This window comes from Tardiphaga sp. 709, assembly GCF_032401055.1.
Lineage (GTDB): Bacteria > Pseudomonadota > Alphaproteobacteria > Rhizobiales > Xanthobacteraceae > Tardiphaga.
The window spans coordinates 3,844,544-3,865,558 of sequence record NZ_CP135529.1; the positions used below are offsets into that span (position 1 = coordinate 3,844,544).

The 21,015-nt window shown below is 62.9% G+C and carries 21 protein-coding genes and 1 tRNA gene; 9 read left to right on the forward strand and 13 right to left on the reverse strand.

The window, feature by feature from the left end:
• Positions 1 to 120: 120 nt before the first annotated feature.
• Positions 121 to 1,944, forward strand: coding sequence for a translational GTPase TypA (gene typA, locus RSO67_RS18805; RefSeq protein ID WP_315840078.1), 1,824 nt, complete (start codon positions 121 to 123; stop codon positions 1,942 to 1,944).
• A gap of 196 nt (positions 1,945 to 2,140) precedes the next feature.
• On the opposite strand, the gene maiA is transcribed toward typA, so the two are convergent.
• Complete coding sequence (gene maiA, locus RSO67_RS18810) at positions 2,141 to 2,806, reverse strand: maleylacetoacetate isomerase (protein ID WP_315840079.1); 666 nt, start codon at positions 2,804 to 2,806, stop codon at positions 2,141 to 2,143.
• 93 nt (positions 2,807 to 2,899) lie between these two features.
• Here maiA and RSO67_RS18815 point away from each other — a divergent pair, with 93 nt between their 5' ends.
• Positions 2,900 to 4,153 carry an NAD(P)/FAD-dependent oxidoreductase gene (locus RSO67_RS18815; RefSeq protein WP_315840080.1) on the forward strand — a complete coding sequence of 418 codons (1,254 nt, stop codon included), beginning with the start codon at positions 2,900 to 2,902 and terminating at the stop codon, positions 4,151 to 4,153.
• Between the two features lie 9 nt (positions 4,154 to 4,162).
• Here the strand turns inward: RSO67_RS18815 and RSO67_RS18820 are convergent, their stop codons facing one another.
• Together RSO67_RS18820 and RSO67_RS18825 are read right to left on the reverse strand one after the other, a co-directional pair.
• Positions 4,163 to 4,573, reverse strand: a complete 411-nt coding sequence (locus RSO67_RS18820) for a thiol-disulfide oxidoreductase DCC family protein (protein WP_315840081.1) — start codon at positions 4,571 to 4,573, stop codon at positions 4,163 to 4,165.
• A gap of 34 nt (positions 4,574 to 4,607) precedes the next feature.
• A complete protein-coding gene (locus tag RSO67_RS18825) occupies positions 4,608 to 5,501 on the reverse strand; it encodes an alpha/beta hydrolase family protein (RefSeq protein ID WP_315840082.1) in 894 nt (297 codons plus the stop codon).
• 279 nt (positions 5,502 to 5,780) lie between these two features.
• Here RSO67_RS18825 and RSO67_RS18830 point away from each other — a divergent pair, with 279 nt between their 5' ends.
• The 3 genes from RSO67_RS18830 to RSO67_RS18840 all read left to right on the forward strand — a co-directional run bounded on the left by RSO67_RS18830 (position 5,781) and on the right by RSO67_RS18840 (position 8,446).
• On the forward strand, positions 5,781 to 6,290 hold the full coding sequence (locus tag RSO67_RS18830) for a GNAT family N-acetyltransferase (protein WP_068737851.1): 510 nt from the start codon (positions 5,781 to 5,783) through the stop codon (positions 6,288 to 6,290).
• A 103-nt stretch (positions 6,291 to 6,393) separates the two neighbouring features.
• Positions 6,394 to 6,933, forward strand: coding sequence for an inorganic diphosphatase (gene ppa / locus RSO67_RS18835; protein WP_315840083.1), 540 nt, complete (start codon positions 6,394 to 6,396; stop codon positions 6,931 to 6,933).
• A gap of 31 nt (positions 6,934 to 6,964) precedes the next feature.
• Positions 6,965 to 8,446 (forward strand): M20 family peptidase, encoded by a 1,482-nt coding sequence (locus RSO67_RS18840; protein ID WP_315840084.1) that lies wholly within the window; start codon positions 6,965 to 6,967, stop codon positions 8,444 to 8,446.
• Here RSO67_RS18840 and folD read toward each other — a convergent pair.
• From folD to RSO67_RS18855, 3 genes are read right to left on the reverse strand one after another with little or no spacing between them, the layout of a single operon-like run.
• Entirely contained in the window at positions 8,443 to 9,327 is an 885-nt protein-coding gene (folD, locus tag RSO67_RS18845) for a bifunctional methylenetetrahydrofolate dehydrogenase/methenyltetrahydrofolate cyclohydrolase FolD (RefSeq protein ID WP_315840085.1), read from the reverse strand. The two genes, RSO67_RS18840 and folD, sit on opposite strands and share 4 nt — an antisense overlap.
• Positions 9,324 to 9,671, reverse strand: a complete 348-nt coding sequence (locus RSO67_RS18850) for a DUF167 domain-containing protein (protein WP_315840086.1) — start codon at positions 9,669 to 9,671, stop codon at positions 9,324 to 9,326. Before RSO67_RS18850 ends, folD begins: the two co-directional genes overlap by 4 nt.
• A gap of 12 nt (positions 9,672 to 9,683) precedes the next feature.
• Positions 9,684 to 9,974, reverse strand: a complete 291-nt coding sequence (locus RSO67_RS18855) for a YggT family protein (protein WP_068737841.1) — start codon at positions 9,972 to 9,974, stop codon at positions 9,684 to 9,686.
• A 196-nt stretch (positions 9,975 to 10,170) separates the two neighbouring features.
• On the opposite strand from RSO67_RS18855, the gene RSO67_RS18860 reads away from it, so the two are divergent.
• Positions 10,171 to 10,246 (forward strand) — tRNA-Ala (locus RSO67_RS18860).
• 109 nt (positions 10,247 to 10,355) lie between these two features.
• On the opposite strand, the gene RSO67_RS18865 is transcribed toward RSO67_RS18860, so the two are convergent.
• From RSO67_RS18865 to RSO67_RS18880, 4 genes are all read right to left on the reverse strand, one after another.
• Positions 10,356 to 11,135: an SDR family NAD(P)-dependent oxidoreductase gene (locus RSO67_RS18865; protein ID WP_089266539.1), complete on the reverse strand. Its 780-nt coding sequence runs from the start codon at positions 11,133 to 11,135 to the stop codon at positions 10,356 to 10,358.
• A gap of 207 nt (positions 11,136 to 11,342) precedes the next feature.
• Positions 11,343 to 11,822, reverse strand: a complete 480-nt coding sequence (locus tag RSO67_RS18870; RefSeq protein WP_093757953.1) for a TerB family tellurite resistance protein — start codon at positions 11,820 to 11,822, stop codon at positions 11,343 to 11,345.
• Positions 11,823 to 11,979: 157 nt separating this feature from the next.
• Positions 11,980 to 13,389, reverse strand: a complete 1,410-nt coding sequence (locus RSO67_RS18875; protein ID WP_315840087.1) for an adenylate/guanylate cyclase domain-containing protein — start codon at positions 13,387 to 13,389, stop codon at positions 11,980 to 11,982.
• A gap of 135 nt (positions 13,390 to 13,524) precedes the next feature.
• A complete protein-coding gene (locus RSO67_RS18880; RefSeq protein ID WP_315840088.1) occupies positions 13,525 to 14,910 on the reverse strand; it encodes a cytochrome P450 in 1,386 nt (461 codons plus the stop codon).
• A 256-nt stretch (positions 14,911 to 15,166) separates the two neighbouring features.
• Between RSO67_RS18880 and RSO67_RS18885 the strand changes: the two genes are divergently transcribed.
• Together RSO67_RS18885 and RSO67_RS18890 are read left to right on the forward strand one after the other, a co-directional pair.
• Positions 15,167 to 15,706 (forward strand): hypothetical protein, encoded by a 540-nt coding sequence (locus RSO67_RS18885; protein WP_315840089.1) that lies wholly within the window; start codon positions 15,167 to 15,169, stop codon positions 15,704 to 15,706.
• Complete coding sequence (locus RSO67_RS18890) at positions 15,690 to 15,998, forward strand: hypothetical protein (RefSeq protein ID WP_315840090.1); 309 nt, start codon at positions 15,690 to 15,692, stop codon at positions 15,996 to 15,998. The genes RSO67_RS18885 and RSO67_RS18890 overlap by 17 nt, the downstream gene beginning before the upstream one ends.
• A 225-nt stretch (positions 15,999 to 16,223) precedes the next feature.
• Here RSO67_RS18890 and RSO67_RS18895 read toward each other — a convergent pair whose 3' ends face one another.
• The gene (locus RSO67_RS18895) at positions 16,224 to 17,600 is read right to left on the reverse strand and encodes a hydrolase (RefSeq protein ID WP_315840091.1); all 1,377 of its coding nucleotides are present in this window, start codon (positions 17,598 to 17,600) and stop codon (positions 16,224 to 16,226) included.
• 165 nt (positions 17,601 to 17,765) lie between these two features.
• Here RSO67_RS18895 and RSO67_RS18900 point away from each other — a divergent pair, with 165 nt between their 5' ends.
• Positions 17,766 to 19,451 (forward strand): MFS transporter, encoded by a 1,686-nt coding sequence (locus RSO67_RS18900; RefSeq protein ID WP_315844301.1) that lies wholly within the window; start codon positions 17,766 to 17,768, stop codon positions 19,449 to 19,451.
• Positions 19,452 to 19,506: 55 nt separating this feature from the next.
• Here the strand turns inward: RSO67_RS18900 and RSO67_RS18905 are convergent, their stop codons facing one another.
• Positions 19,507 to 19,728, reverse strand: coding sequence for a cysteine rich repeat-containing protein (locus RSO67_RS18905; protein ID WP_315840092.1), 222 nt, complete (start codon positions 19,726 to 19,728; stop codon positions 19,507 to 19,509).
• A gap of 136 nt (positions 19,729 to 19,864) precedes the next feature.
• Complete coding sequence (gene proB / locus RSO67_RS18910) at positions 19,865 to 20,995, reverse strand: glutamate 5-kinase (protein ID WP_092140564.1); 1,131 nt, start codon at positions 20,993 to 20,995, stop codon at positions 19,865 to 19,867.
• Positions 20,996 to 21,015 lie beyond the last annotated feature (20 nt).

Genomic DNA, 21,015 nt, shown 5'->3' on the forward strand with positions numbered 1-21,015 from the left:
CAGCGCGTTTTCAGACGAGGCAGTTATCGAACGCGCTCGAGCGCAAGGCTGAGGCCTTTTGTCGAGCATGTCTTGTTGAACCCGCTCAAGGGCACCCAGACCGTAACCAGAAGAAGACCTATGAACCTTCGCAACATTGCTATCATCGCCCACGTTGACCACGGCAAAACGACTCTCGTCGACAAGCTGCTGCAACAGTCGGGCACCTACCGCGACAATCAGCGCGTCCAGGAACGCGCGATGGATTCGAACGACATCGAAAAAGAGCGCGGCATCACCATTCTCGCCAAGTGCACCTCGGTGCTGTGGGATGAGGTCCAGATCAACATCGTCGACACCCCGGGCCATGCCGACTTCGGCGGCGAAGTTGAACGCATCCTGTCGATGGTCGATGGCGTGATCGTGCTTGTCGACGCTGCTGAAGGCCCGATGCCGCAGACCAAGTTCGTGGTCGGAAAGGCGTTGAAGCTCGGCCTCAAGCCGATCGTCGCCATCAACAAGGTCGACCGTCAGGACGCCCGCATCACCGAAGTCGTCAACGAAGTGTTCGACCTGTTTGCAGCGCTTGACGCCACCGACGACCAGCTCGACTTCCCGATTCTGTACGGATCGGGCCGCAACGGCTGGATGGCCGACAGCCCGGACGCGTCGCATGACGTCGGCATGAAGCCGCTGTTCGATCTCGTCATCAAGCATGTCGCGCCGCCGGTGGTGGAAGAAGGTGCGTTCCGCATGCTCGGCACCATCCTCGAAGCCAACCCCTATCTCGGCCGGATCATCACCGGCCGTATCTCGGCGGGCTCGGTCAAGCCGAACCAGAGCGTGAAGGTGCTGTCGCGCGACGGCAAGGTTGTTGAAACCGGCCGTATCACCAAGATCCTGGCGTTCCGTGGTCTTGAGCGTCAGCCGGTTGAGCTCGCCGAAGCCGGTGACATCGTCGCCATCGCCGGCCTGCCCAAGGGCACTGTCGCCGACACCTTCTGCGATCCGTCGGTTGAAATTCCGATCCAGGCGCAGCCGATCGATCCGCCGACCGTGTCGATGTCCTTCATCGTCAACAATTCGCCGCTCGCCGGCACCGAAGGCGACAAGGTCACCAGCCGTCTGATCCGCGACCGCCTGCTGCGCGAAGCCGAAGGTAATGTCGCGCTCAAGGTCGTCGAATCTGCCGATCGCGACGCGATGGAAGTGTCGGGCCGCGGCGAATTGCAGCTCGCGATCCTGATCGAGAACATGCGCCGCGAAGGCTTTGAGCTTTCGGTGTCGCGTCCGCGCGTGGTTCTCACCAAGGACGAGAACGGCAACACGCTGGAGCCGGTCGAAGAAGTCGTCATCGACGTCGATGAGGAATTCTCCGGCGTCGTCGTTCAGAAGATGAGCGAACGCAAGGCCGAGATGATCGAGATGCGTCCGTCGGGCGGCAACCGCCTGCGTCTGGTTTTCTACGCGCCGACCCGCGGCCTGATCGGCTATCAGGGCGAACTCATGACCGATACCAAGGGTACCGCGATCATGAACCGCCTGTTCCACGACTACCTGCCCTATAAGGGCGAGATCGCCGGCCGCCGCAACGGCGTGTTGATCTCCAACGACCAGGGCGAAGCGGTTGCCTATGCCATGTTCAAGCTGGAAGATCGCGGCCCGATGATGATCGAGCCGGGCTGGAAGGTCTATAAGGGCATGATCATCGGCGAGCACACCCGCGAGAACGATCTCGAACTCAACGTTCTCAAGGGCAAGCAGCTCTCCAACATCCGCACCACGTCGAAGGACGAAGCGGTGCGTTTGACGCCGCCGATCCGCATGACCCTCGAAAAGGCGCTCGCCTATATCGAGAGCGACGAGCTGGTCGAGATCACCCCGAAGTCGATCCGCCTGCGCAAGAAGCATCTCGATGCCAACGACCGCAAGCGCGCCGAAAAGACCAAGGAAGTGATCGCGTAAGCGACGAGCTTTCTTTGGCGAGTTACGAAATGCCCGGCGAGAGCCGGGCATTTTTTGTTTGGCACTGTCATTCCGGGGCGCACGCGCATCTTTGCGCGGGCGAACCCGGAATCCCGACATGGTTGAACACTTCGGGATTCCGGGCTCGTGCCCTCAGCTGCGCTGAGCGCCCGCCCCGGAATGACAAGCTCTATGGTTAGACCTTCGGCGCCCCGACCTGCTTCAACGGATCGGCCTTCGCAAACGCCTCCATCGCCTCGCAGGCGGCGACGATGCGGTCGATGGTCGGGATGCCCGCAATTTCGATCTTCAGCACCTTCATGGTTGCGGTGATGCTGAGCAGGCAGATATCGGCGATGGTCACCTCGTCGCCATGACAGAAGCGGCCGGTGACGGGCTCGCTGGCGAGGCGCTTTTCCACGGCGGCGAGGCCCGTGGTGAACCAGTGCACCAGCCAAGCGCGAACTGCGGCATCGTCAAAGCCGGCGGTAATGGCGAGATATTTGCGCACACGCGGCGTAATGAGCGGATGGGTGTCGGCGGCCAGCATCGCGGCGATCGAACGCACCCGTGCGCGGCCGTGTGGATCGCTCGGCAGCAGCGGCGGGGTCGGATGGATCTCGTCGAGGAATTCCAGGATCGCCAGTGATTGCGTCAGCGGCAGGTGGCCGGGCTCGATCAGGGCCGGAATCGCACCGAGCGGATTGATCTTGAGGAACTCGTCGCCGCGCTGCTCGCCCTTGTCGAGGTCGATCACGCGCTCGTGCGCTTCCAATCCCTTCAGGTTGAGCGCCACGCGGACGCGATAGGTCGCGGACGTCCGCCAGAAGCCGTAGAGTTCGAAATCGTGTGGGGCTGTCATGCATCTTCTCCGAGGGCAGCGGTGGCTTGAATAATTCAAGCAAGCCTTTATCCCGTTGTCACCCGTTTCCCATTCGCTGTGAATACCGACGCGATGACCAGACTGCCTTCCGAAGTAGATGTCGCCATCATCGGAGCCGGCGCTGCCGGCCTCGGCGCCGCTCGTATGCTGGAAGGTTCCGGGCTCTCGGTGATTGTGCTGGAAGCGCGCGACCGGATCGGCGGCCGTGCCCATACGATCATGGCGGCCCCCGGCATTCCGTTCGATCTGGGCTGTGAGTGGCTACACTCCGCCGACAAGAATGACTTCGTCGGCATCGCGAAAGAGCTCGGCTTCGCCGTCGACAAGTCGCGTCCGCCGTGGCGCGATCAGGCCTATGACGCCGCCTTCTCAAAGGCGAAGCGCGATGAGTTCTTCGCCGCGATCGACGCGTTCTATGAGCGCGCCGAGGAGGCCGCGGAAAACGAGATCGATGCGCCGGCCGCGACGTGCCTCGAGCCCGGCAATCCATGGAATCCGATGATCGATGCGATCTCGACCTATATCAACGGCTTCGAGCTCAAGGATGTGTCGCTGCACGACATGGATGCCTATGAGGACACTGACATCAACTGGCGCCTGCCCGATGGCTATGGCGCGCTGATTGCGGCCTATGGCGCGCCGTGTCCGGTGGCGCTGAACACCGAAGTCACTGTTATCGATCATTCCGGCGCGCGCACCCGCATCGAAACATCGCGCGGCACGCTCAGCGCGGCGAAAGTCATCGTCTGCGTGCCGGCCAATCTCATCGCCAACGAGAATATCCGCTTCACGCCGCCGTTGCCCGGCAAGGTCGAGGCCGCCGCAGGCCTGCCGCTCGGCGCCGACAACAAGGTAATGCTGGCGCTCTCCGACGCGGAGAAGTGGCCGTCGGATATCGGGTTGCGCGGCGCCGCCCTGCGCACCGGCGTCGGCAGTTTTCACCTGCGCCCGTCCGGTCGCCCCTGCATCGCCGGCTTCTTCGGGGGGAGTTTCGCGCGCGAGCTGGAAGACGCCGGTGAGGGCGCGCTCGCCGCGCAAAGCATCGACGAGATCGTGGCACTGCTCGGCTCAGACATCCGCAGCAAGCTCACGCCGCTCGCGGAATCCCGCTGGGGCCATGATCGCTTCGCGCAGGGCGCCTATTCGGCGGCGAAGCCCGGCCATGCCGATGCTCGCGCGGTCCTCGCGGCGCCGGTGGATGGCAGGCTGTTCTTTGCCGGCGAAGCGACGTCGCCGAATTTCTTCTCGACAGCGCACGGGGCAAGGGAGAGCGGGGAGAGGGCGGCCAAGGAGGTGGTGAGTGCAGGTAAGCGCGCGAAAGCGTAATTGGCCGCGCTACTCAATCACCCTCGCCCTCATCCCCGCGTCCGGCACGATACACGCCTCGGTCCTTCCGAAGATGCGATAGCGGTTCGTTGCGATCAGGCTGTAGACCGGATTGCGCAGCGCCTTCGGCACCACGAACAGCACGCGCACCCACTGCCAGCCGGGCAGCGTCGACAACACCGTCAGCGCCGCATCGGATCTGACATAAGCCACGCCGCCATGAATCACTGCATTGGTGTCGGGGTCGGCGGCATCGATGCCGAAATGGCGGGCGAGGCGGCTGCCATAGTCGGACTGGATCGGGGTGAAGCGAAAGCGACGATCGGTGTCGCGTTTGGCGACGAACTGGATCCAGCGCGAGCAGAAGATACAGACACCGTCATAAAGGATGACATTGTCATCGGGCCAAGGCTCGGTCACTGCACTGTCCATCCCGGTTGCGCAAGCTTGCGCGTCATCGCGTTGTCGCCGGACTGGTCAAAACTGCCTTGAGTGCCTTGTCCAGTGCGGCACCATAGATGTCGTCACCGCCGTCGCTCTCCGCAAGCCAGTGGCCTTCGCTTCGAAAATCCGGCAATTCATGGAAATCGACTCTATCGCCGCCCTTGCGGAATGCATCCGCCAGTTGGCGTGACAAGTCCGGCGAGAAATAGCTGTCGTTGTGCGCGATGAGCCAGATCACAGGCACATGCGCCGTCTTGCCGAAGGTTGCGACCGCGGCGATCAGGCGCTGCGGCGCGCAAACGTCGTTCGGCCGGTCATTGGCATGGCCGCCCCGTCCGGGGGCAAAGGCAATGACCGCTCTGACGCCTTGCGGATTGGCGCCGGCCATGGCGAGCGCGCCCCAGCCGCCCGCGGAATGGCCGATGACGATCGTGCCGTCGCTGCGAATGAAGGGTTGTCTGCGAATATCAGTCATCGCTGCGGCGATACTATCCGCCGTGGCGCGGCCGGCGCCGAGATAGTCGGCATTGTCGCAGCCGCCTTGGTCTTCCAGGTAGCGTCCGTCGGTGACGCCATGGCCGGGACGTTCAGCGACCAGCACGGCGTAGCCTCGCCTGACAAACCAGGAGGCGAGTGCGCGATATTCCGGTTGCGGCATCTGCGCGCGGCGCAGCGCGTTCTGTGTGGAGGCATGCGCGATAACAGCGAGCGGGAACGGGCCATTGCCGGGCGGGCGAAACAGCACGGCGCGGGAACTGGTATTTGGATCGGGCGACGCTACCGACCAGACCTGCCGGCGATGCGGCGCTTCTTCCGGGCCCTGCGCGCCTGATGTCTGGGCCGCGGCGATAGCAGCGCTTCCGTGCAATGCAGCCAGCAGGCAAAGCGCTTGGACGTATTTCATATGCGCTCAGGGACTTTCGTGCGGACGCCATGCCTGTCGAACTCTACACGCCGCGAATCACATCGATGCAGTTGTGCACATCGATACGCGTGTGCAACTGCGACACGACTCGCGCGATACGTGCCAGCAGTGGAAAACATGGCGTTCGGCGCGCATTGGATGCAGCTCTGTCCTTTTTCGATACAACTCTTTCGGTAAACTGATGCTGAAAATCCACACGTTAACCGATAATTAACGATGGACCTTGAAGAGCGCCCGCCGACTTGCTTTGATCCCCTCATGAGCACAACCCTGATCGAGGTTCGGCCGGCCAAAGCTGCGGATGCAGCCGCGGTGGCGTCCACCCATGACGAAGCCTGGCGCGCGGCCTATCAAGGTCTCATCCCGGGCCCCGAATTGGAAAAGCTGATCAATCGCCGCGGTCCCGGCTGGTGGGATTCGGCGATCCGCAAGGGCAGCCGCGTCAGCGTTTTGTGCTTCGGCGACAAGGTCGCCGGCTACGCCAATTACGGTCGTAACCGCGCCCGCAGCCTGCAGTTCGAAGGCGAGATCTACGAACTTTACCTGCGTCCGGAATTCCAGGGCCTCGGCTTCGGCCGCCGGCTGTTCGCCTCCGCCAAGCGCGACCTCGTGCAGAGCGGGCTGAAGAGCATGGTCATCTGGGCGCTGTCGGACAATGAGGGCGCGACGGAGTTCTACCGCGCTCTGGGTGGCCGCATGGTGGCCCGTTCCTCGGAGCGTTTCGGCGCAAAATCGCTCGATAAAGTGGCATTCGCCTGGACGAATTAAGCCATTAAGCCGGTTCATGATTTTCTGGTCTCGCAGGCGTTGAATCCGGGCTCCCGCTCGGCTACGCCTGTCGCAACCTGTCCTATGAAATCTGGAGTGTTTGATGCGTCTTGACGCAATCCCGCTCGGCGCCAAGGCGCCGCATGAAGTGAACGTCGTGATCGAGGTCCAGGTGGGCGGCGAGCCCATCAAATACGAGATGGACAAGGAATCCGGCGCCCTGTTCGTCGATCGCTTCCTCTACACCCCGATGCGCTACCCGGGGAATTACGGCTTCATTCCCCACACTTTGTCTGGCGACGGCGATCCCTGCGATGTGCTGATCGCCAACACCCGCGCCATCGTGCCGGGCGCGGTGATGAGCGTGCGTCCAGTCGGCGTGCTCTTGATGGAAGACGAAGGCGGCCTCGATGAGAAGATCATCGCGGTGCCGACCTCGAAGCTGACCCAGCGCTACGACAAGGTGAAGAACTACAGCGATCTGCCGGAGATCACGCTGCAGCAGATTCAGCACTTCTTCGAGCACTACAAGGATCTCGAGCCCGGCAAGTGGGTCAAGGTGGTGCGCTGGGGCGATGCCGCCGACGCGCAGCGCCTGATCATGGAAGGCGTCGAGCGCGCCAAGGCCGCCAAGACCAAGTAACAGAGACCGGCGTAGCAGAAGGGGACTTCCGATGCGCCGATGGATCAAACTGCTCCGAACGGCCGCGCTGATCGTCATCGCGGCCGTTCTGCTTCTTGCGGGCGTCGTACTCGTCAAGACGTTCAGCGGGGGATCGCGGCAGCTGCAAGTGACCGCAGCGGCGAAAGCGCCCGTCGATGAGCAGGCGGCCGCAGAGCGCCTTGCAGAGGCGATCCGCTTTCCGACCATCTCCAATTTTCTCAATCCCGATCAGGCTGCCGAACCGCTTCGTGCGATGCAGGCGCATCTGGTGGCGAGCTTTCCGGCTTTCCATGCGGCGGCGAAGCGCGAAGTGGTCGGCGATTACAGCCTGCTCTACACATGGGAAGGCAGCGATCCTGCCTTGAAGCCGATCGCGCTGCTGGCGCATCAGGATGTCGTGCCTGTTGCCCCGGGCACCGAAAAGGACTGGCAGCAGCCGCCGTTCAAGGGCGTCGTCGCCGATGGCTTCATCTGGGGGCGCGGGTCATGGGACGACAAGGGCAATCTGTACTCAATCCTCGAAGCCGCCGAAGCCATGGCGAAGGCAGGTTTCAAGCCGAAACGCACGATCTATTTCGCTTTCGGTCATGACGAGGAAGTGTCCGGCAAGCGCGGCGCGCGGGCGATCGCGGCGCTGCTGAAATCACGCGGCGCGAAACTCGACTTCGTGCTCGACGAAGGCCTGCTGATCACCGAGGGGATTCTCAAGGGCCTCGACAGACCGATGGCGTTGATCGGCGTGGCCGAGAAGGGCTATGCGACGCTGGTGCTGACCGCGCATGGCACGCCCGGTCATTCGTCGATGCCGCCCCGCGAAACGGCCATCGGCATGATGAGCGCAGCACTGGCGCAGCTTGAGAACAAGCGCCTGCCGATGCAGGTCCGCGGCACCGTCGGCGAGATGTTCGACACCATCGCGCCGGAAATGAGCGGCTTCAACCGCGTGGTGCTGTCCAATCTCTGGCTGTTCAAGCCCCTGCTGCTGCGCGAATTCGAGAAGAGCGGCCCGACCGAGGCGACGGTGCGCACGACCACGGCGCTGACGATCTTCAAGGCCGGCGAGCAGGACAATGTGCTGCCGGGCAATGCCGAGGCCACGGTAAATTTTCGGCTATTGCCCGGCGATACCCAGGCCAGCGTCACCGAACATGTGCGCAGCGCCGTCAGCAACGACAGGATTTCCATCGCGCCGTTCCCCGGCAATACCGATCCGCCCCCGGTGACCGGCACGGCGAGTCCGTCCTATCGCGCGCTCAACCAGACCATTCGCGAGATCTTCCCGGATGCGCTGGTGGCACCGGGCCTGATGGTGGCGGCAACGGACTCGCGGCACTACACGGATGTGACCGACAACATCTTCCGCTTCTCGCCGGTGCGCGCGACGTCCGAAGACCTCAAGCGCTTTCACGGCACCAATGAGCGTCTTAGCGTGGCGAATTACGCGGACATGATCCGGTTCTATCGACGGCTGATCGAGAATACGGCGAATTAAACCGCCGGGGCAGCCAGCCTGTGGATCGCACAGGCGGCCCGCAGCGTGTTGACCAGCAGGCACGCCACGGTCATCTGGCCGACGCCGCCTGGGACTGGCGTGATGGCGCCGGCGGTCTTCAGCGCTTCCTGATAGGCGACGTCGCCGACGAGGCGGGTCTTGCCTTCGGCGCCGGGCAGCCGATTGATGCCGACATCGATCACGGTCGCGCCGGGCTTGATCCAGTCACCGCGCACCATTTCAGGGCGGCCCACTGCCGCATAGACCAGATCCGCCTGCGCGCAGAGCTTGGCGAGATCGCGCGACTTCGAATGCGCGATGGTCACCGTGGCGTTTTCATTGAGCAGCAGTTGCACCAAGGGACGGCCGACCAGATTGGAACGGCCGATCACGATGGCATTCATGCCTTCGAGTGATTTGTGCACGCTCTTGGTCAGGATGATACAGCCGAGTGGCGTGCAGGGCGACAAAGCGGGCATGCCACTGGCGAGACGTCCGGCATTGGTCGGGTGCAGGCCGTCGACGTCCTTGGCGGGATCGATGGCGTTGACGACGGTGTCGGTGTCGAGCCCCTTCGGCAGCGGCAGCTGCACGAGGATACCGTGTACGGCCGGATCGGCGTTCAGCTTCTGCACCAGCGCGATCAGATCGGCCTGCGCGACATCAGCCGGCAGCTTGTGTTCGAAGGAGGCCATGCCGGCTTCCTGGGTCTGCTTGTGCTTGCTGCGCACGTAGACCTCGCTGGCGGGATCGCTGCCGACCAGCACTACGGCGAGGCCAGGCGTCACGCCATGTTCGGCTTTGACGCGCGCGACTTCGGCGGCGACGCGGTCGCGCAATTCGGCGGCAATGATCTTTCCATCGATGATGCTGGCGGTCATGTGTCGGTCCTGTCGTCTGTGTCGTCGGGCGTTGCTGCAGTGATCCTGCGCAGCATCGCGCCTAGTTTCGTCGGGTCGCCGTCGACCGCGATCTGCTTCACGCGCGACGTGGTGCCGGACAGCACGCGCACATCGCGCTTCGGCACGCCGAGCCGCTTGGCAAACAGTTCGGTCATGGCGCGGTTGGCTTCGCCGCCCTCGGCGATGGCGCGAACCCGCACCTTCACTACCGAACGGCCATTGGCCATGGTCTCGATCCCGTCGATATCGTCTCGGCCACCCCGCGGCGTCACGCGAACGGCGATGCTGACACCGTCAGTCGCGTAGCGCGAGGGATCTGCCACGAACCCGGCCGATCAGAAGACGCTGGGATAGATGTAGTAGGTGATCACCCGCTGCAGGAACATGATGATCAGGATCAGGATGATCGGCGAGATATCGAGGCCGCCGAGGCTCGGCAGCATTCTGCGGATTGGCGCCAGCACGGGCTCGGTGATCCGGAACAGGAATTCGGCGATCGCGGAGACGAACTGGTTGCGGGTGTTGACGACGTTGAAGGCGATCAGCCAGGACAGAATCGCCGAGGCGATCAGCAGCCAGACATAGAGATCGAGAATGATCAGCACGATATCGAGAACGGCGCGCATGGCGGGGATGGCTCGCGGGTTAGGTCGCGGATTCGACTGTCCGCTAAATATCGGTTCAGCCCCCCTCAAACAAGGGAAGTTCCGGGCGAAAAGTGCCGGAAAACCGCGCTTTTGCGACGTTCTTGACTTGCCGTTAACGGGGATTGTAAATGGCGCCGATTGCTGACCGGATCGCATGGGCGACCCGGTTCGTATCGGGGCCATAGCTCAGCTGGGAGAGCGCGTCGTTCGCAATGACGAGGTCGGCGGTTCGATCCCGCCTGGCTCCACCATCCTTCGCTTGCTTCGCAAGCTCTGGCTCGGCAAGCCACCCTCCCGACCATAAAAAGCGAAGCAAACGAATGATGTCTCGCCGAGGCGCAGGGCGTAGGCGGACCGGATTCACACCCGTCTCAACTGCAACCTTGCCACCGCCCCAGCGATGAAGCCGCGCGGAAAAAGCCGCAGCAGTAGCGGCACGATCTTGATGCCGAGGCCGGGGAAAACCGTGCGTTTGTTGGCCATCAGGCCCTGATAGCCCAGCAGGGCGACATCGGCGGCCGAGACATTGAGGATGGCTGAGTCGAGGCCCGGCGTGAATCCGGCGCGCGCCTGGAATTCCGAAGGCACCGGCCCGGGGCACAATGCGGTGACGCGCACGCCCTTTGAGCCGAGCTCCTGACGCAGTGCTTCGGTGAAGGACAGCACATAGGCCTTGCTGGCGTAGTACACGGCCATTCCGGGACCCGGCAAAAAACCCGCGATCGAGCTGAGATTGAGAATGCCGCCCTTGTTGCGGATCAGGCTCTCGGAAAAGCGCAGCGACAGATCCGTCAGTGCGCGCACATTGACCTCAAGCATGCCGAGTTGCCGGTCGCGGTCCATGTCGATGGCGCGACCGAACATGCCGAAGCCGGCATTGTTCACGACGTACTCCACTTCGACATCGGCAGCAGCGAGGGCAGCCGCGATCTGGGCGCAGGCGTCGCGTTGTTCGAGATCGCAGGGAATGATGATGGGCGCAGCGCCGCCGGCAGCAGTGATTTCAGCGGCCAGCGCATTCAGGCGCTCGGCACGGCGTGCAACCAGAGCGACGCGATGCTTGTTCGCAGCGAAGATGCGCGCGAACTCGGCGCCAATTCCGGCCGAGGCTCCGGTTATTAACGTCACGCGCTCAGTCACAATAAGGTACTCTTAAAATACGTGAGGACGATTTGCATGCATCTACAGGCGTAATAGGGATACCCGTGATGTGCAAGTCGGAATGACCACCGGAGTACCGCAGGACCTCCAGTTCCCGAGCGTGTAGCAGTGGCATGAATTATCGGGGACCGCGCATTAAACTTTGGTTATGCGTCGTGGTGCTGTCATTTGCCAGGCTGCGCCTGTTCAGACAGTGGTATCCGTTGTGGCCGTACCGCCCGCCACGCGTCGTTTGAGCTCCATCCGGTCACGTGATGAAACTGCGAGCAGGTCGGCTGCGCGCCAGACCACATTTTCCTCGAACTCACTGACGCGACCGTCAGCATAGACCAGCTGCCACATCATCTCGACGAGACGGACACGGCCGGGCTCGTCGACCACGCGCATGATGACGCTCGTAAAGTGATAGAGATCGACGGCTTCGCCTTCGACGAGGGTGGCAGCCGAGATGAGCCTGTCAGCCGTGCCGGGATCGAGCTCGAAACGCGACTCGATCAGGCTGTGCAACTTGGCTCTCTCGATAGCTGAGGGCTCACCGTCCAGCGAGATGACGTGAAGCATCAGCGCCGTGGCGGCAAGACGGAAGCCGGTATCGTCGAATGCCTGATTTTCGTGCGCATCGGGAGACACCACGTCGGCAATGAATTGGCGCAGTTTTTCCAGCATTATTCCTTGAACCAGATGATCGAGCGGGCTGCCATGCGGCGAAAGCGCTCGTGCTTTGTCGCGCGAAAATGGAACGCGCGCAATGCGGCCGGGTTCCCGAAGCGCTGATGACAGTTAAGTAACGATTGAGACGATTGGCAGTTTACGGGGGCTCATGTCACGGGATTTCATAGACCACCATTTTGTCGGCGATACCGCGCAAGGCCGCATGTTTCTGGATCGGCGTGATCTCAGCCTTCCGCAGAATGGCTTCCACGGCCTGCGCCGATATCACCGGGCTGGTAACGTGAATCGCTTGCGAGGTTGACAGGCCCTGCACCCTGGCAGCGATATTGACGGTCTGGCCAAAGTAATCCTGCCGCTCGTTCAGCATCACAGCGAGGCAGGGTCCCTCATGGATACCGATTTTGACCACGAGGTCTTTGGTGCCGCGCTCTTCATTCAGCCGCTCCATCGCGGCGCGCATGCGCAAACCTGCGGCCAGCGCCTGTTCGGGCCGCGTAAAGGTCGCCATGACGGCATCACCGATGGTCTTCACGACGGCACCGGCTTCCGACGCAATGATCTCCAGCAGTGCGTGGAAATGCGCACGCACCAGATCGAAGGCTGCGAGATCGCCGACGCGCTCGTACAAGGCAGTCGAGCCCTTGAGGTCGGTGAACAGGAAAGTCAGCGAGGTAATCTTCAGTCGCTGATCGATATTGAGGTTGTCGGCCTTGTAGACGTCGCGAAAGGTCTGGTTGGTGAGTATCCGCTTGGCTGTGAGGAACGGCTTGCGCTTGCCGATCAGGTGATGGAGACCCTCGGCCGCGACAAATACCGATGGCAGCACGCGCACCTCGGTCTGGTTTTCGAGGGACAATCGCAGCGGTCCGGGTTGCATTGTGATGGTGCCGGTCGGCGTATGCTGCCGGTTGTAGATCAGCGACAGATGCTGTCGTTCCTTGGTCGGCTCGCCCTGCACGTCAATGAACTGCGCGGCATGGGTTACCGGCTCGAACACGATGACGAATTCCGACGGCAAGTGCAGCGACATCACCGCTTTTTCATGTGCCGGCAATTCCATTGCGTCCAGTGTCACTTCATCGGTGAGTGACGCAAACGATTCCTGATTGAGATCGACGCCTGAACTCCAGAACACCTGCTTGAAATATTCCCAGAGCGGCAGCGTATTGGGGTCGTGTGCAGCGATGTGCCTGACGCGCGGTGCGACCGTGAACGCCACCTCGACCTGCTCGTCAACCGACGCTTCATAGCCGCAGGCGCAGAGCCCGCAATGGTAGTCGTCATGGCGTAGCGATTTCAGCGTGCTGTGGGCGTCGAGGACGCCGCTGCAGCCCGGGCACAACACATTCCAGGTCAGGTCGAACAGGCCGAGGCGGGAGGCATGCAGGAAGCCGGAAATGACGCGCTCTTCGTTCAGGCCACGGCGTGCCGCAAAATCCAGCACATTGATACGATTGAGTTCGTGGTCCGCGCCGTCGCGGATCAGTTGTGCAATGGCATCGGCTACGGCCGGATCGGTCGCCTGGTTCAATGTCGCGAATAGTGCCTGAACATCACTCATGGCATCAGTTTAGGCCAAATAGGCGCTGCATCCAAGACAGGGCTTTGCCGCAACACTTCAACTTGTCGTTCCGCCCGCGTGCCATGAGCGCGCGGGGGCGGGGAAGACGTGAGGAGAGGACGTGCTGAAATAACGTCAGCGTCGCTCAATCCAGAACTGTGGCGAGCGATCCGGTTGTGTCGTCACCACGCCGATCGGCATGACGGGCGCTTTATCCGGCAGCTCGATGCGGAACGCGCCGATGATTTTCGCCAGCGCCAATGTGGCCTCGACAAGCGCGAAATGCGCGCCGATGCAGACCCGGGCACCGACGCCAAAAGGCAGATAGGCGAAGCGGTCCGGCGGCGTCGCGCCGGGCATGAAGCGGGACGGCATGAAGGCGTTGGGCTCGTGCCACAATTTCTCGTGCCGATGCAGCAGCCAGGGCGCGATCAGGATCACGTCCTTGCTGGCAACGGACTGGCCAGCCAGACGATCAGGGCCCGCGGCGGCGCGCGCGATCAGAAAAGCCGGCGGATAGAGCCGCATGGTTTCGTCGATCACGGCGCGGGTGAATTTCAGATGTTCGATATCGAACGTACCGTTCGCACTGGCGGCGCGGGCTTCGGCCGCGACCTGCTCCTGGGTCGCCGGATCGAGCGTCAGCATATACAGCGCCCAGAACAGCGCCGTTGCCGTCGTCTCATGGCCGGCGAGGATCATCGTCGCCACCTGATCGCCGAGTTGCACGTCGGTGAAGGATGCGCCGGTTTCCGGATCGCGCGCGGCCACCATCAGATCGAACAGATCGCGCGGCGCGTCGTCGTTCTTGCCGGCGGCGCGACGTGCGGTCATCAGCTCGCCGACGAATCTCGTCCAGCGTCTGCGGAAGAAGGCGCGCGAGATATCCTGCGGCGTTGGCCAGCCCAGCGGCAGCAGCAGGTCGAGGAAATGCGGCCGTGCTAGGTTCATGCCGTATTCCATCACGAAGTCGCGCAGCTTCGCGCCATGTTCGGCCATGCCGAACGAGAACATGGTGCGGCCTGCGATCTCCAGCGTCATCCGCTGCATGATCGCGCGCAGATCGACCGGCTTGCCCTCCGCACGGTGCAGGTCGGCCAGCGTGTCATCGACCGCCGAGATCATGTGCGGCACCAAAGTCGTCACTGCGCGCGGTGTGAAGGCCGGCGCCAGTGTCCGGCGCTGGTGTTTCCAAGTGCGGCCTTCGGCGAGCAGCAGGCCCTCGCCGAGCATCGGCCGCAGCACGCGGAATGCCGCAGGCGTGCGGGTATAGTTCTCGTAATTGTCTACCAGCACATGGCGGATCGCATCGGGGTTATTGAGGATGAAACTGGCATGGCCGAAGAAGCGGCCCTTGATGATGTCATCTTCATAGGCACGCTGGCCCCAGGTCTCGATGGCGCTGCGGCGCATGGCCGACATACGCCCCAGTGCTCCCATGTTCTCGGGCGCACGCGGCGGGCTCGGCGGCACCAGGGGCTGCCGTGGAGCTGAAAAGTCATAGACTTCGGCAATGCTCACGATGGACCTCGCAACCTGAAATGCGGTGCCGGGTGTGGCTTCACTATAACAGTTGCTAATCCGGGCGCCATGAAGGCGTCGGCCTGTCGCGCGGTAATGGCTAGCTGCTTCTTCGCCCCCGTGCTCACCGAAAGGGGCGAGCCGAGACGAACTCTGCGACGACTTGCGGCCCAAACGGATGCATCCCTCGGAACGATACTCACTCATGCACATTGGGGAGGCAACGTTCCGTACCGGAACGATTTGGGGATGTAGAATGATCGATACAGTTGTCGTCCAACCCGCCGCAGGCGTCGACGAACCGCAAACCTCGGGCGTGTCGTGGGCTGCGGTCGCCGCCGGCGCGGTTACTTCGCTCGCACTTACGCTGATTCTGATTGCCTTTGGCACCGGTCTTGGCCTGTCGGTCGTATCGCCTTGGGCAAACTCAGGCGCCTCCACCACGACATTCAAGATCACGACCGGCATCTATCTGGTCGTGATCGCAATGATCTCATCATCGATCGGCGGCTATCTGGCCGGCCGCCTGCGGTCGCGCTGGATCGGTGTGCATTCGGACGAGGTCTACTTTCGCGACACTGCGCATGGATTCCTGGCCTGGTCGTTCGCAACAGTCTTGGGGGCAATTCTGCTGGCGTCTCCTGCCACGACCCTGTTGAGCGGGGCTACGTCAGGTGTTGCCGCAGGTGCAACCGCTGCAACGGCCCAGGCGGGTCCGAATGATGGCTACATCGATCTCGCTGCTCCGCCCGACGACGCCATCGGCCGATGGCAACAGCATGGAAGCGCGCGGTGAACTGTCGCGTCTGATGGCTGCCAGTTTCCGCGGCGGGGACGTCAAGCCTGCTGATCGCAGTTACGTCAACAAGGTCGTCGCCAGCCGCACCGGCTTGAGCGAGGCCGATGCGGACAAGCGTGTCACCGAAGTCATCAATGATGCGAAGTCCGCTGCGGATGCTGCACGCAAGGCTGCGATGCAACTCGCATTCTGGCTCACGGCTTCGCTGCTGATCGGTGCTTTCTCCGCCAGCCTTGCTGCGACGGAAGGTGGCGGTCTTCGTGACGGTACCTGGAAAAAACGTCGTTAACCCAATCAAAGGAGACAACCATGCCCATTCTTCTGTGGCTACTCGGAATCCCGCTTCCCCTCATCATCCTGGTGCTGTTGCTGCGATAACAGAATAACGACAGAGCCCCGTACCCGGCGGGGCTCTATGCTATTTCGAACAATGCTTCACGCGATCTGACGGAAGGCGCGCGCAAAAGCAGCGTTATGGAAGCCAAGCCCCGAGGCGCGCGAGAGTTGGCGTGATCTACTCGGTGAACTCCGCCACCGTGATCCGGTTTTCCGAAGCCGGCCAGGCACGCACCACGATCCGCTCCTGATTGAACAGTGCCGCCACCGGACGTCCGATATCTGTGACCGGAAGGCGGATGGTCGAGAGCGAATCCGTGGGCACGCCGGCTTTCACGTCGGTCGGCTCCTTGCCGTCGAGCAGCACGACATCGCGCGGCAGTCCGAAATAGCCGCGGACGCGCGACATCGACACCACCGCGCCGGCAGTGGTGTCGGCGGGACCCAGGGCGCGACCGGCGCGCAGATGAACGACGTCGGACGAGCGGAGGAATGGCGAGCGATAGGAATGCGTGATCGGCGCGCCTGCCGATGTCAGCACGATCTCGACAGGCCAGGTCGGGTCGACCTGAACCGGACCCCAGCGGCCATCGGCGGAGGTGCGGGTCGCATAGAGCGCCGCCCCGATCCGTTCGCCGCTGTCAGGTGCGACGCGATACACCTCGACCAGAGCATCCGCGACCGGACGATTGGTCGGCGCGCCGCCAGGCGTGCCGGTGACGAGACCGCTGATTTTCACCTCATTTTCCGGCGCGATATCGATCCGCGCGGGTTCGCGGCCGGCGATGAATTTGTAGATCTCGCGGAAGGCGCGGGGGTGAAAGCCGGTCTCGCGATGATCGATGGCGCCGATCACGAGATTGGTGGCGCCGCGCAGTGCCGGACCATCGGAGGTGACGCCGGTGGCCACGCCCGGCTTGCCGAGCAGCCGGCTATCGGGCTGCGCATATTTGTCGATGCCATCGCTGCGCAGCGTCAGGAACGCAGTACCCTCGGTCACTTCCGGGCCTTCGCTGCCATTGAGCCCTTTGAGGAACGGCCCGCGGCCGTTGAATTCGCTGCCGGGATTGTCGGCCCAGTCGAATACGCCGTGATTGGGCGTGCCGCACAACACGGCGTGGCTGACATCGCCTCCGCCGCCATTCTTGACGTAATTGCGCACCGCATTGCCGCCGCGGGAATTGGCGACGAGCGCCACTTTCACCGCGCCCGTGCGCTTTTTCAGTTTCGCGATGGCCTCGCCGAGCTCGCGGCGCTGGTCCTCCGTGGAGGAGCGGCCTTGCTGCGCCACAGCATCGTCGGAACGCGCCAGCGGATCGGTGAAATTGAGCGCCATCAGACGGTTGCGCGGAACGCCATTGGATTCCATGCGCCAGATCTGCGTCATCCAGAGCGCCGCGTGGTCGCCATTGCCGTGGACGAACAGAATCGGAGGAATGTCGGAACCGGCCGCTGCGCTAGGGTTGGTCTGTGCAACCGCCTCGAAACGGAGCGTATGGAGGGCCAGCGGCAGCATCGCTGCGCCTGTGAGAATGGTTCGTCGCGACAGCGTCATGGCTGGTCTCCCTCTATCTGCGCACTACCGGCGCTTGCTGCTGTGATAGCGGAGCAGGCACTGGACAGACAACGCGTTTCGCAGGCATCACCTTGGATACGCCAGCGGGGAATCAGGTCCCGCATGGCCCTGCAGTCGCTATCTGCAGCAGACGACGGGACTATGATGGCCGAAGCAGCGAAACCAGTGGTTCTTCCCTCCGACGGCATTGCCGCCCCGCTGCGGTTTGCGGTGTTCCGGCGGATCTGGCTCGCCAGCCTGCTGTCGAATCTGGGCCTGATGATCCAGAGCGTGGGCGCTGCCTGGGCGATGACCCAGATGACTGCGTCGGCGGACAAGGTGGCGCTGGTGCAGACCGCCTTGATGCTGCCGATCATGCTGATCTCCATGCCCGCAGGCGCCGTGGCCGACATGTATGACCGCCGCGTCGTGTCGCTGGTGTCGCTGGTGCTGTCGCTGGTCGGCGCCACCATGCTGACCATGCTGGACTGGACTGGCCACATCACGCCGAACATCTTGCTGGCCTTCTGCTTCATCATCGGCAGCGGCATGGCGCTGTTCGGGCCGGCCTGGCAATCCTCAGTGGGCGAGCAGGTGCCGCCGGAGGTACTGCCATCCGCCGTGGCGCTGAACGGCATCAGCTACAATATCGCGCGCAGTTTCGGCCCGGCGATCGGCGGCATCGTGGTTGCCGCCGCCGGTGCCGTCGCAGCCTTCGCGGCCAATGCGGTGCTGTACATCCCGTTGCTGGTGGTGCTGTTCCTGTGGCGTCGCAAGGTCGATGTGTCCAGGCTGCCGCGCGAACGGATGAGCCGCGCCATCGTGTCCGGCGTGCGCTACATCGCCAATTCGCCGTCGATCCGCATCGTGCTGACGCGCACGCTGATCACCGGCATCTGCGGTGGCTCGGTGTCGGCACTGATGCCGCTGGTCGCGCGCGACCTTCTGCATGGCGGCGCGCAGACCTATGGCATCATGCTCGGCGCCTTCGGCATGGGTGCGGTGATCGGCGCAATGAATATCGGCCATGTCCGCAAGCATCTCAGCGGCGAAGGCGCGATCCGCGCCTGCGCGCTGATTATGGGTGTCGCGATTGCTGTCGTTGCGGTCAGCAGTGAGCCCGTGATCACCGCGGCGGCGCTGGTGGTGGCGGGGTCGGTGTGGATGCTGGCGGTCGCCCTGTTCAATATTGGCGTGCAGCTCTCCGCACCGCGCTGGGTCGCCGGGCGTTCGCTTGCGGCATTCCAGGCGGCGATTGCCGGCGGCATTGCGATTGGCAGCTGGGGTTGGGGTCATCTCACCGATATGGTCGGCGTCGAGGCCGCGCTACTAGTGTCCGGCGCGTCGATGTTTCTGTCACCACTGTTCGGTCTGTTCTTGCGGATGCCGCCGACCGGCGCACGCGATGAGGATGCCGAGACGCTGGCTGACCCCGAAGTACAGCTGCAGCTCACAGCGCGCAGCGGCCCGCTGGTGGTAGAGATCGAATATCGCGTGGATCAGGAGAGTGCGCGGGCGTTCCACGGCGTGATGCAGGACGTGCAGCTCTCGCGCCAGCGCAACGGCGCCTATGGCTGGTCGATCGCGCGCGATATCGCCGATCCCGAATTGTGGACCGAGCGCTATCACTGCCCGACCTGGCTCGACTTCCTGCGCCAGCGCAACCGCGCGACACAGTCCGAACGCGCATTGTATCAGCGCGCAGTGGCATTCCATCTCGGGCCGGATCCGGTCCGCGTGCGTCGCATGCTGGAGCGGCCGTTTGGTTCGGTGCGCTGGAAGGACGATACGCCTGATCGCGCGGCGACCGAGGTGCTTCCTGTCGCGACGCCGGCCGGCAGCAGCGGTTAGAGTTTTTTGTTTTGACGCGAGCCCGTGCCCACTTCGCTCGAAAACGCTAGTCGCGCTATTGATTATTCTCGGCGAGAATTTTCGCGCAGGCCTTGCTGAGCTTCGAACGGTTTTCCTTGAGACAGCTGAGCACGACCATGTCGCCATCATTCATCTTGGCGCGGCAGAAGCGCGAGACGTCGCGTGAGCAGGCCGACTGATTGGCTGATGTGTTGCCGCCCTGCGCGAAAGCGGACGTTGCGATCAGCAGGAACGGAATGATCAAAAGTCGGGTCATGAAATGGGCCTCCCAAAAATTGGTTATCTGACTGTATGGCGCGCAACGAAGTACGCGGGAGTGGCGCAATGATGGCGAGCGTCCGGCACCATGTTTACGGATTGCGCGTTACGTCATTCAGGCGAACTGTCGCTGCTTAACTTCGCGATCCCGAGATCACGAGATCGTCGCGATGGATCATTTCGGCGCGGCCGCTGATGCCAAGAATAATCATCACGTCCGGAGATGAGCGGCCTTTGATCTTCTCGGCATTGTCTGCGTCATAAGCCACGAGGCCGCGGCCGATTTCGTGCGTGTCCGGTCCACGCACGATAACGGCGTCGCCGCGTGCGAAATCGCCTTCGACCTTGATGACGCCGGCAGGCAGCAAACTCTTGCCGGCACGGAGTGCAGCAACAGCACCTGCATCAATGGTCAACGTACCCTTCGGTTCCAGCGATCCCGCAATCCAGCGCTTACGTGCAGTGACGGGATTGGCAGGCGTCAGGAACCAGGTGCAGAGGCCGCCATCGGCGATCTTCTGCAGCGGATGCTCGACCTTACCGGACGCGATGATCATGTGCGTGCCGGCCGTGGTCGCGATCTTCGCTGCCTCGATCTTGGTGTACATGCCACCGCGCGACAATTCGCTCTCGGCCGCGCCCGCCATGCCTTCGATCTCGGCGGTGACGCTGTCGACAATAGGAATCAGTTTCGCATCGGGATTGGCGCCGGGCGGCGCAGTGTAGAGACCGTCGATATCCGACAGCAGCACCAGCAGGTCGGCGGATGCCATGGTCGCGACACGTGCCGCGAGGCGATCATTGTCGCCATAGCGGATTTCGTTGGTCGCCACCGTATCGTTCTCGTTGATGACCGGCACGGCGCGCCATTCTAGGAGCTTGCCGATGGTCGAGCGCGCATTTAGATAGCGGCGGCGTTCCTCGGTGTCCTGCAGTGTCACGAGAATCTGTCCGGCGCCGATGCCGTGATGCCCCAGCACTTCCGACCAGATGCGTGCGAGCGCGATCTGTCCGACGGCAGCGGCGGCCTGGCTCTCTTCGAGTTTCAGCGGACCGCGCGGCAATTTGAGACGGCTGCGGCCGAGCGCGATCGAGCCGGACGAGACCACCAGCACGTCGCGACCGTCCGCATGCAGCTTGGCGATGTCGGCGGCAAGCGCCGCGAGCCACTTGGCCCTGACTTCACCGGCCGCGGAATCGATCAGCAGCGAGGAGCCGACCTTGACGACGATACGGCGAAAGTTCTTTAGCTCGGGGCGCGACATGATGTGGGCTTTGGCAGTGC